Below are 10,191 nucleotides of genomic sequence, written 5' to 3'. Positions count from 1 at the left end.
GCTGGTAATACCGGAAACCCAGCCCCTGACGCAGATCAGCCTTACCCACAAACCCGATCGGATCGACGTCCCACAAATCACCCATCTCAACACCCCCACGTGTCATATCGTGGCCTCGTCACCACGACTTGTTTTGTTGTGATACAAAACATAAATGACTTGACCGCATATGTCAAGACCCACGTGCGAATCTCTTCCTTGCCATCAGTGGTTGGCGCAGTCGACAGCACCAAGCCGGACGACTGTCGACCCGCGTCGGCTGTGTATAGTCGGGGCTCATGACACCCGGACGGCCGCGCAATCCGACGCTGCGGCGGCCATCCAGCAGTGCACGGGCGGGCGCCACATTGGAAGGGGTCCGCGCGGTCAATCTCTCGCTGGTGCTACGGGAGATCCTGGCGAATCCGGGCACCATTTCCCGGGCCGCCATCGCCGCTCACGTGGGCATCACCCGAGCAACCGTTTCGCGTCTGGTCGATGAGCTCATCAACGCCGGCCTGGTACACGATCTCAGCCCTGCCTCAGACACCGCGCGGGGACGTCCCGGAATCCCGCTCGCCCCGCGGCCAGGCGCCGCAATTGGACTCGGTCTCGAGATCAACATCAGCTATCTGTCTGCGTGCGCCATTGATCTCACCGGCGAGATCTTGTCGCTGGAGACGATCCACGGAGATTTCGCCGGCTCTGCTCCCGCCCAAGCCATCGGCGAGCTGGCCGAACTCGGACGAACGGTGCTGAACTCGACGCGCGTGAACTCGCGTACCGGTTCCGCGACATTTGTGGGATCCGGGCTGGCCCTGCCCGGTTTGGTCTCCTCGGATGCGTTGGCTCTGGCCCCCAACCTCGGCTGGCGCAACCTGCCCATGACCAGCCTTCTGGAACCCATTGCGGCCTTGGATCCGGTGGTGGTCGCCAACGAGGCAGACCTCGCCGCGTTCGCGGTCGCCAATCCCCGCCCGGGCGTGCCCGACGGGCCGCCTTCCTTCATCTACGTGTCTGGTGAAGTAGGTATCGGAGCGGGCATCATCATCGACCATCGTCCGCTGTCAGGAGCTCACGGCTGGTCGGGTGAGATCGGCCATATCTGCGTAGACCCGGCCGGCCCGGTCTGCTCCTGCGGCGCGTCCGGCTGCCTGGAGGCATACTTAGGCCTTCGCGCGCTGTCGCGCAACGCCGGTATGCCGGCAGGATCGACCCCCGACGAGATCGTCGCGGCCGCGCACGAGGGCTCTGTCCGCGCGCAAGCCGCGATCACCGACGGCGGTGCTGCGCTGGGTCGGGCGCTCGCAGCCATCGTCAATACCGTTGATATTCCCGAGATCATTCTGGGCGGGATCGTCGCAGCAATCGGCGGCGATCTCATTCCCGCCGCACGTGATGAACTCCGAACCCGGGTTCTCCAGTCGGCCTCGTCCGACCTCGAGGTGCGGATCGCCGAAGATCCCGCGAATCTGGCCGTCATCGGCGCGGCACACCGCGCACTACAACGCCTGGTCGACGATCCGATCGTCTGGACTGCCTGACCAGCCGCGCAGTCTCAGACCTAAGGACCCTCCAGAGGCTCTGGCGCGTTTGTGAGCGCCGCCAGCCAGGCGTCCGCCTGACGCCATGAAGCATGGCCGGCATGAGGATGAACGGCGATCTGCTGATCGGGGTGTGACCCGTAGTTGATGACCGACGACGGCTTCATGTCGCCATCGTGCCACTGGTGGGATCACCGCGGATTCGATGAGACCAGATGCCCCATGCCCACCGAACGATCGCTGCTCGGCAGCAGATCCTGGCCGGTGATCAGCGTGATCATTCGCGCATTCGGGCGTTTTCCTGCATCGCCGGGTACCGCGTCCAAGACCCAATCGTCGCCTGCTTGGACGGTGAGATCGCGCGGCGCGACGTCGATCTCGTAGACGTAGACGTCGGTGCAGGTGGCGATCTGAATCCGATCGCCCTGGTTCAACTCAAGCAAGCCTGCGAACGGCGCACCATTGGTGATGCGGTATCCGGTCACCGCCATATTGCCGATCTCGCCTACCCCGGCAGTCTCGGGATACCACCCGATGCCGGTTCCGAGTTCTTCGCTGCCGACCCCGGCCAGCACCGGCCAGGACTCATCGCCGTACTGAGGGAACCTCAATAAACCGATGACCTCGGCGGCCGTGCTTGGTGGATTCTGCTCGGCCTGGCCGCCGGTCGCGCAGGACGACTCGAAGCGCTCGACTGCCGAACGCGCCTGAGCTTGGGCCCGCTGGTCAGTGCCGTAGAAGAGCCAGAATGCCCAGACCGACCCGGCAAGCACGGCTAGCCCGAGCAGCAGCCAGGCAGCGCGTAGCAGCCGGGCGCCGAGGCTTCGGCGCGGCCGAGGCGACTCACCCGAGTGCCTTGAGGCATTCGCCACGGATTTTCCGTTCTCGCTCACATCACCGATCGTAGTGGCCTGGGTTTGGGAGACCCGTCAACGCCGCACGCGCGACAAGAACGCCTTGGTCCGCTCCGCTTGCGGATGATCGAGGACCTGCTCGGGGGGCCCGGATTCCACCACGACGCCGGCGTCCATGAAGTAGACCCGGTCGGCAACCTCGTGAGCGAAGCCCATCTCGTGAGTGACGACGATCATCGTCACGCCCTCGCCCGCCAGGGTCTTCATCACCTGCAGCACCTCGCCGACCAGTTCGGGGTCCAACGCCGATGTCGGCTCATCGAAGAGCATCAGCTCCGGATCCATCGCCAGCGCCCGCGCGATCGCGATGCGCTGCTGCTGGCCGCCCGACAGCTGGGCCGGGTAGGCGTCCGCCTTCTCGGTCAGCCCGACCTGACCCAGCAGATCCCAGGCGCGCTCGGCCGCGTCCTTCTTGGACTTCTTCGTGACCACGATCTGGCCCTCGGTGATGTTCTCGAAGGCCGTCTTGTGCGGGAAGAGATTGAAACGCTGGAAGACCATACCGATGCGGGACCGCTGCCGGTCGATATCGGAATCCTTGCGCTGGTGGAGCTGACCTCCCCGCTCCTCGTAGCCGATCAGCTCGCCGTTCACCCAGATGCGTCCGCCGGTCAGCGTCTCCATCTGGTTGATCAGCCGCAAGAAGGTCGTCTTGCCCGAACCCGACGGCCCGAGCAGGACGACGGCCTCGCCCGGATAGACCTCCAGGTCGACGCCCTTGAGTACCTCGTTGCTGCCGAACGACTTGTGCACGTTGACAGCCCGCACCAGGGGCTCGCCGCTGCGATCGATATGGTCGATGTGGTCGCTCATCAATGGTCGCTCCCCGGGAACATGATCGCGGTCCGGGCGGTCTTGGCGTCCGCCTTGGCCCGTCGACGCCCTCTGGTCGGTTCGGTCGGGTTGTAGCCGCGTCCGAAGCGCCGTTCCAGCCAGGCCTGCCCGATTCCCAGGATGGTCGCGGTGATGACGTAGTACAAGGTGGCGGCCATATAGCTGGGGATCAGATTGTAAGTCGCGGTTCCGATGGCACGCAGTTGGAAGAACATCTCGTTGGCCAGCGGCAACGCCGAGAGCAACGAGGTGTCCTTGAACATGGCAATGGTCTCGTTACCGGTCGGCGGGACGATCACCCGCATGGCCTGCGGCAGCACGATGCGGCGCATCGTCTGGCCGTTGCTCATGCCGATCGCCCGGGCGGCCTCCCACTGTCCCCGGTCGACGCTCAGGATGCCCGAGCGCGCGATCTCGGCCATATAGGCGGCCTCCGACAATCCCAGCCCGATGATGGCCATCCAGATCGTCGTGGAGAAGCGGTTCAGATCGACCTTGAGAAGCTCCCAGCTGCCGTCCACCGGCCAGACACCGACGGTCAGCCCACCCATCGCGAATGCACCCGCAGCGCCGAGAATCATCAGCAGCACATAGCGCGGGATCGCCCGGAAGAACCAGACGTAGACTCCCGCCGACCAGCGCAGGATCGGGTTGTCCGACATCCGCATCACGGCAAGCAGCACGCCGAGGACCACGCCGAGCACCATCGCTCCGACGGTGGCAACCAGGGTGCCGGTCACGAAGCCCCTGATGACCTGCTTCTGGTTCATCGCCTCGAAGGTGAATGGCCAGTCGAAAGCAGGATTGGTGATGATCTGGTAGACGATCCAGATGCCGATCAGCAGCATCACCACGCCGGCCACGATCCGGCCGGGTCGACGCAGTGGCACCGCGTCGATGGTTCCCGGCCGGTCGTCGCCGATCATGCCTGAAGCAGCCTCAGGTTGAGTCATGACACCTGCGGGTTGACCGGGAAGGCATCTACAGCAGCACCCGAGACGCCGTACTTGTCAAGGATCGCGTCATAGACTCCCTCGGACTTCAGATCGTCGAGCGCCTTCGAGATCGCCTCGGCGAGCTGCGTATTGTCTTTGACCATGGTGAAGCCGTAGGGAGCTGCGCCGTACTGCTCGCCGAGTGCCTCCATCTTGCCGTCAGACGTCTGGATGGCGTTCTGGGTGATCGGGTAGTCGGCCAGCATCGCGTCCGCCTTGCCGATCATCAGCGCGTTGTTGACCTCATCCTGACCCTGATACGACAAGGTGCTGATCGGATTGGAGCCGCACGTCTCCTGGGTCGCCGTGATCTCCTCCTCCTGGGTGGTGCCGGTCTGGTAGGCGATTGTCTTGCCGCAAGGATTCTTCGGATCGACCTCACCCGGATTACCCGCCAGCGTCGCCCACTGGGTGCCGACATTGAGGTATTCGACGAAGGTCAGCGTCTCGAGACGGGCCGGGGTGATGGTGAACGACGAACTGCCCACCTCATATTTCTGCGCCTGGACGCCGGCCAGGATCGAGTCGAAGGCAGCCGGGTTCCAATTGTTCTTGACCCCCAACCGGGCGGCGACCGCGTCGAAGATCTCCACGTTCATGCCGACGACCGTTGTGCCGTCCATGTACTCATTCGGCTTGTAGGTGGGATCGACACCCACTTCGATGACGCCGGCCTGCTTGATCGCGTCGGGCAACGAGTCGTGCAACGCCTGATCGGCCTCGACGGCGGGAATGCTTGTGTCCGACGACGCCGAGCCGGACGCTCCTGAACTGCTCAGCGAGTCGGAACCGCAGCCGCTCATCAGCAGGGCAACGGCAGAGAAGACCGCGGCAGCGGCAGCAAGTGGACGTTTCATCGGTGGACCTTCCGGTAAAGGATGTGCAAACCAAGACTGACACTGACATCAGCAACCTGCCACACGAGTCCGCCTGGCAATCGGTTACAACTTCGTAACCGTGACAGGATATCCGCCTGTTATTCGAAATGCAGTAGCCCGCGTATCACCCTCGGTGAGTCCTCGGCCTCGTCGTCGTAGAAGGGCGCAGCGCCGCCGACGAATCTTGCCAGCGATTCGCCATGCAGCACTCGGCATGGGAACGCCGATCCGGCGGCTCTGCGGGTGATCCGATCCATATCGATCGGCACGCGGCCGGCCGCCAGCACCAGGTTGCCGTGCCTGCGTCCCTTCAAGACCGACGACTCGGCGCTGAGCGCCAGATTGTCGGCGAACTGGCCGATGCCTGCCAGCACTCGCTTCGTCCAGGCCAGCGGGAAGATGTCGATCACGTTGAACAAGAGCAGCCCATCTTGGTGCAGCACCCGGAAGCAGTCGTCGAAGAACTCGATGCTGACCAGCGATGCCGGAACCCTGGCATCCGCGAAGGCGTCCACGACGATCACCTGGGCGTAGCCGTCCGGCATCTCGGCGATACCGCTTCGTCCGTCGGTCGGGCGTACCTTGATGCCCGAGCGAGCCGGCAGCGGCAGATACTCGCGCACCTTCGCGGTGAGCTCTTCGTTGGGTTCGAGCACGATCTGCGGCGAGGTCGGACGCCGGGCGGCGATGTAGCGGGCCATCGTCATCGCACCTCCACCGATATGGATCACCCGCATCCGTTCGCCCGGCGGCGCGGCGAGATCGAGATACTCGGCCATCCGCTGCATATAGGCGAATTCCAGCCTGCCCGGATCGTCCGGGTCGACCCATGAGTGGGCGACCTCGTCCATGGTCAGGATCCAGCCGGATCCGTCCGGAATCAACGAGATATCGGTCATGACATCGCCGGCTCGGCGCACCGGGTGCGGCGACCCGGGTTCGATTCAGTAGTCGTAGGCATCGACATTGTCCTTGGTCACGGTAATCCAGGCGTTGGTCCCGTAGATCACCTTGCCCTCGAGACCGATCTTGCCGTAGCCGTCGGCGACCAGCGAACTCCCCTGCCGGATCTTGCCTCCGCCGAGCAATATCTGCGCAGCGACGTTCTGCGCGTAGGCCGCCATGCCCGGATCCCAGAACTGGATCAGGTCGACGGCCCCGGTTCGAAGCAGCGCCCTCGCGTTCTTGGGGGTCGAGGTACCGCAGACGACGATCTGATCGCTCAGCCCGGCCTCCTCGATCGCCTGACCCGCACCGACCACATCGGTGGACGCGGAGCCCTGCACGCCGGCCAGACCCGGGAAGGCCGCCAGCACGTCGAGCATCGTCTGATGTGCCTGCTGGGGATCGTCCGAGGTCTCGATGGGTTCGTTGACGCGGACCATGTCGGGATAATGCGTCCGCTGATACTCATTGGCGGCATTGACCCAGGCCATATGAGTGGCGGAGCTCAGCGATCCGACCAGTTGGACGTATTCCCCGGTCTGGTTCATCCGGCCGGCCAGTTCGATCATCAGGTTGGTGCCGTAGGCCTCGCTGCGGAAAGGCTCGAGGTCGTAGTGGGCGTTGGTGATGGCGGGTGCCTCGTGGGTGATCACGACGATGCCGGCCGCCATTGCCTCCCCGAGCACCTCCTCCACCGAGTCCGGCTGGAACGGACAGACGAGCAGTGCCGACACCTTGGCATCCACCAGGCGGCGCAGCACGCTCAACTGCGCATCGACCGACGCCTGCGGAGCGCCGTCGCAGTACGCATTGTTGTCGGAGTCATCGGCATACATCCGCACGCCCTCCGCAACCCGGTCCGACCAGGCAATGCCCGTGAGCTTCGGAACGGTGACCATGGTCTTGGGGCCGATCACCGAGGTGGTCGAGGTCGACGCGGTGGACGCGGTGGTCGATGCGGACGCGGTGGTCGATGCGGACGCAGTCGAAGAGTTCGTGGCCGGCGCTGCTTCCGGTCGGCAGGCGCTGAACGCCCCGGCCGCCGCGATCCCGGCGCCGATGTGGATGAACTGGCGCCTGTTGAACTGTGGTGGCATCGTCTTCCTTCCCGTCGGGGTGACCCGGGCGGCCGCTGAGCCGATCACTGCGGGCAGACTAGCGCACCGCCGGAAGTCCCCGAACAGCCAGCTGCTCGATGCTGCTCGATGCGGGCTACCGACGGCGCCAGTCGCCGCCGATCAGTCGATCGACTCGATTTCAAGATTCTCGCCGTCCGGCGTGACCTCGAAGTGGACGCTCTGCCCGTCAGTCACCTCGCCTGCCAGCACCCTGCGGGCCAACTGGTCCTCGACCGTGGTCTGCAGCAACCGGCGCAGCGGACGAGCACCGTAGACCGGATCGTAACCACGGTTGGCCAGCCAGCGACGCCCGGTATCGCTCACCTCGACGGTGATCCGGCGCTCGGCCAGTCGATGATTGATGCGATCCAGATTGATGTCGACGATGTGCGCCAGGTCGTCTCGGCTCAGCGGCGAGAACATCACGATCTCGTCCAGCCTGTTCAAGAACTCCGGACGGAACGTCTTGCGCACGACGTTCATGACGGCCTCGTTCTTGGCCTTGTCGCTCATCGCGGTGTCGGACAAGAAGTTGCTGCCCAGATTCGAGGTCATGATCAAGATCACATTGCGGAAGTCGATCGTGCGCCCCTGACCGTCGGTCAGCCGGCCGTCGTCCAGCACCTGCAACAAGATGTTGAAGACATCGGGGTGAGCCTTCTCGACCTCGTCCAAGAGCACCACAGAATACGGACGACGCCGCACCGCTTCGGTCAGCTGGCCGCCCTCTTCGTAGCCGATGTAGCCCGGAGGGGCACCGACCAGCCGCGAGACGGAGTGCTTCTCCATGTACTCGCTCATGTCGATGCGGACCATGGCCTGCTCATCATCGAAGAGGAAGTCGGCCAACGCCTTGGCCAGCTCGGTCTTGCCGACGCCGGTCGGCCCGAGGAAGAGGAACGATCCGGTCGGACGGTTCGGGTCGGAGATACCGGCGCGGGCACGGCGCACCGCGTCCGAGACGGCCTTCACCGCGTCCCGCTGACCGATCAGCCGCTTGCCGATGCGGTCCTCCATCTCCAGCAACTTGGCCGATTCGCCCTCCAGCATCTTGCCCACCGGAATGCCCGTCCAGGCACTGACCACCTCGGCGATGTCGGCGCTGGTGACGTCTTCCGAGACCATCGTCTTCTTATCGCCGGCGGCCTGCTCGGCCTCGTTCATCTCCTTCTCAAGGGCCGGGATCTCGCCGTACAGAATCTGCGCGGACTTCTCGAGGTTGCCCTCACGCTGGTAGCGCTCGGCATCGGTGCGCAACGAATCGACCTGCTCCTTGAGCTCGCCGACCCTGTTCAGTCCACCCTTCTCGGCTTCCCACTGGGCCTCCAACGCACGCAGACGCTCCTTGGCGTCGGCGAGTTCGGCATTGAGGTTGGCCAGCCGCTGCTTGGATGCGTCGTCGGTCTCGGTGCCCAAGGCAAATTGCTCCATGGTCAACCGGTCGACCTGGCGACGCAGCTGGTCGATCTCTTCGGGTGAGGAGTCGATCTCCATCCGCAGTCGGGAGGCGGCCTCGTCCACCAGGTCGATGGCCTTGTCAGGAAGCTGTCGGTTGGATATATAGCGATTCGACAGGCTGGCCGCTGCTACCAGGGCGCCGTCGGTGATACGCACCTTGTGGTGGGCCTCATAGCGTTCGCGGAGGCCACGCAGAATCGCGACGGTGTCCTCGACGCTCGGCTCGCCGACGTAGACCTGCTGGAAACGGCGCTCCAGAGCCGGGTCCTTCTCGATGTGCTCGCGGTACTCGTCCAGCGTGGTCGCGCCGATCATGCGCAGCTCGCCGCGGGCCAGCATCGGCTTGAGCATATTGGACGCGTCCATGGCTCCCTCGGACGCTCCTGCACCCACGACGGTGTGCAACTCGTCGATGAACGTGATGATCTGGCCTTCGGCTTCCTTGATCTCGTTGAGGACGGCCTTCAGCCGCTCCTCGAACTCACCGCGATACTTGGCACCGGCGACCATCGAGGCCAGGTCGAGCGAGACCACCCGGCGCCCCTTCAACGAGTCGGGCACGTCGCCGGCCACCACGCGCTGGGCGAGACCCTCAACGACGGCGGTCTTGCCGACACCTGGCTCGCCGATCAGCACCGGGTTGTTCTTGGTGCGCCTGCTCAGCACCTGGACGACGCGACGGATCTCGGCGTCTCGTCCGATAACCGGGTCGAGTTTGCCCTCGCGGGCCCGAGCGGTCAGGTCGACCGAGTACTTGTCGAGCGCCGATTCGCCACCCTCGGATTCGGCGCTGGTGACGCGCTTGGTGCCGCGGTCATCGTTGAAGGTCTTGGTCAGCTTGTCGGCCGTCGCGCCCGCCCTGGTGAGGACCTGGGCGGCCTCCGACTGCACACTGGCAAGCGCGATCAGCAGGTGTTCGGTGGCGACGAACTGGTCGCCCATTTGATTGGCGCGGGTCTCGGCGTCCGCAAGCACGCGGGCGAAGGCCCCCGAGAGTTGCGGCTGGGTCACCGACGCCCCGGAGGTGGCAGGCAGGTGCTTGATCGCAGCCTCGGCCTGCTGGTCGATCTGACCGGCGTCCACGCCGATCTTCGCCAGTAGGGGGTTCACGGAATTGTCGGGCACCATCAGCAGGGCATGCAGCAGATGCGCCGGCTCCGCACTGGGATTGCCGTTCGTCAATGCAAGTCGCAACGCGGTGGAAACCGCGTCGCGGCTCATGGTGGTCAGTTTTTCAGTGTCCATCAGGTCTCCGCGTAGTAGGGGTCTGTCAAAGTTGAGTCTATGTCACTCAACTCTTGTCGGGGGCAGGCTATTCCGTACTTCCAGGGTTCTTCGGGGGCGCGGGATCGGTGGGGCGCGGGATTTCGTGGCGCTCGATCGTCCGATGGGTCGCATCGGCTACCGAAATGCACGGCCACCGTCCACCAGCTACCGCGAATCGCAGAAACTAGCGGCAATTCGCTAGCCGCTGCAACTCCCGGCAGCCGCCACGAGCCAGGACCGCGCAAACCGCCAGCCGCTGC

General features: G+C 64.6%; 8 protein-coding genes. 1 reads left to right on the top strand and 7 read right to left on the bottom strand.

What is annotated here, in order from left to right:
• Positions 1 to 278 precede the first annotated feature (278 nt).
• Positions 279 to 1,523: an ROK family transcriptional regulator gene (locus tag AAFP05_RS11705; protein ID WP_341730046.1), complete on the top strand. Its 1,245-nt coding sequence runs from the start codon at positions 279 to 281 to the stop codon at positions 1,521 to 1,523.
• Between the two features lie 191 nt (positions 1,524 to 1,714).
• Here AAFP05_RS11705 and AAFP05_RS11700 read toward each other — a convergent pair whose 3' ends face one another.
• The 7 genes from AAFP05_RS11700 to clpB all read right to left on the bottom strand — a co-directional run bounded on the left by AAFP05_RS11700 (position 1,715) and on the right by clpB (position 9,910).
• Positions 1,715 to 2,416, bottom strand: coding sequence for a sortase (locus AAFP05_RS11700; protein ID WP_341730045.1), 702 nt, complete (start codon positions 2,414 to 2,416; stop codon positions 1,715 to 1,717).
• Between the two features lie 36 nt (positions 2,417 to 2,452).
• Entirely contained in the window at positions 2,453 to 3,250 is a 798-nt protein-coding gene (locus AAFP05_RS11695; RefSeq protein ID WP_341730044.1) for an amino acid ABC transporter ATP-binding protein, read from the bottom strand.
• Positions 3,250 to 4,224: an amino acid ABC transporter permease gene (locus tag AAFP05_RS11690; RefSeq protein WP_341730043.1), complete on the bottom strand. Its 975-nt coding sequence runs from the start codon at positions 4,222 to 4,224 to the stop codon at positions 3,250 to 3,252. The genes AAFP05_RS11695 and AAFP05_RS11690 overlap by 1 nt, the downstream gene beginning before the upstream one ends.
• Positions 4,221 to 5,123 carry an ABC transporter substrate-binding protein gene (locus AAFP05_RS11685; protein WP_341730042.1) on the bottom strand — a complete coding sequence of 301 codons (903 nt, stop codon included), beginning with the start codon at positions 5,121 to 5,123 and terminating at the stop codon, positions 4,221 to 4,223. The genes AAFP05_RS11690 and AAFP05_RS11685 overlap by 4 nt, the downstream gene beginning before the upstream one ends.
• Before the next feature lie 119 nt (positions 5,124 to 5,242).
• On the bottom strand, positions 5,243 to 6,043 hold the full coding sequence (locus AAFP05_RS11680; RefSeq protein ID WP_341730041.1) for a fused MFS/spermidine synthase: 801 nt from the start codon (positions 6,041 to 6,043) through the stop codon (positions 5,243 to 5,245).
• 45 nt (positions 6,044 to 6,088) lie between these two features.
• Positions 6,089 to 7,186, bottom strand: coding sequence for a substrate-binding domain-containing protein (locus tag AAFP05_RS11675; protein ID WP_341730040.1), 1,098 nt, complete (start codon positions 7,184 to 7,186; stop codon positions 6,089 to 6,091).
• A gap of 141 nt (positions 7,187 to 7,327) precedes the next feature.
• Complete coding sequence (gene clpB, locus AAFP05_RS11670) at positions 7,328 to 9,910, bottom strand: ATP-dependent chaperone ClpB (protein ID WP_341730039.1); 2,583 nt, start codon at positions 9,908 to 9,910, stop codon at positions 7,328 to 7,330.
• Positions 9,911 to 10,191 lie beyond the last annotated feature (281 nt).

Origin of the sequence: Brooklawnia sp. (assembly GCF_032229645.1) — a bacterium.
Lineage (GTDB): Bacteria > Actinomycetota > Actinomycetes > Propionibacteriales > Propionibacteriaceae > Brooklawnia.
Note: the sequence above shows the minus strand (reverse complement) of the source record. Positions and strands in the feature narration are given on the sequence as shown.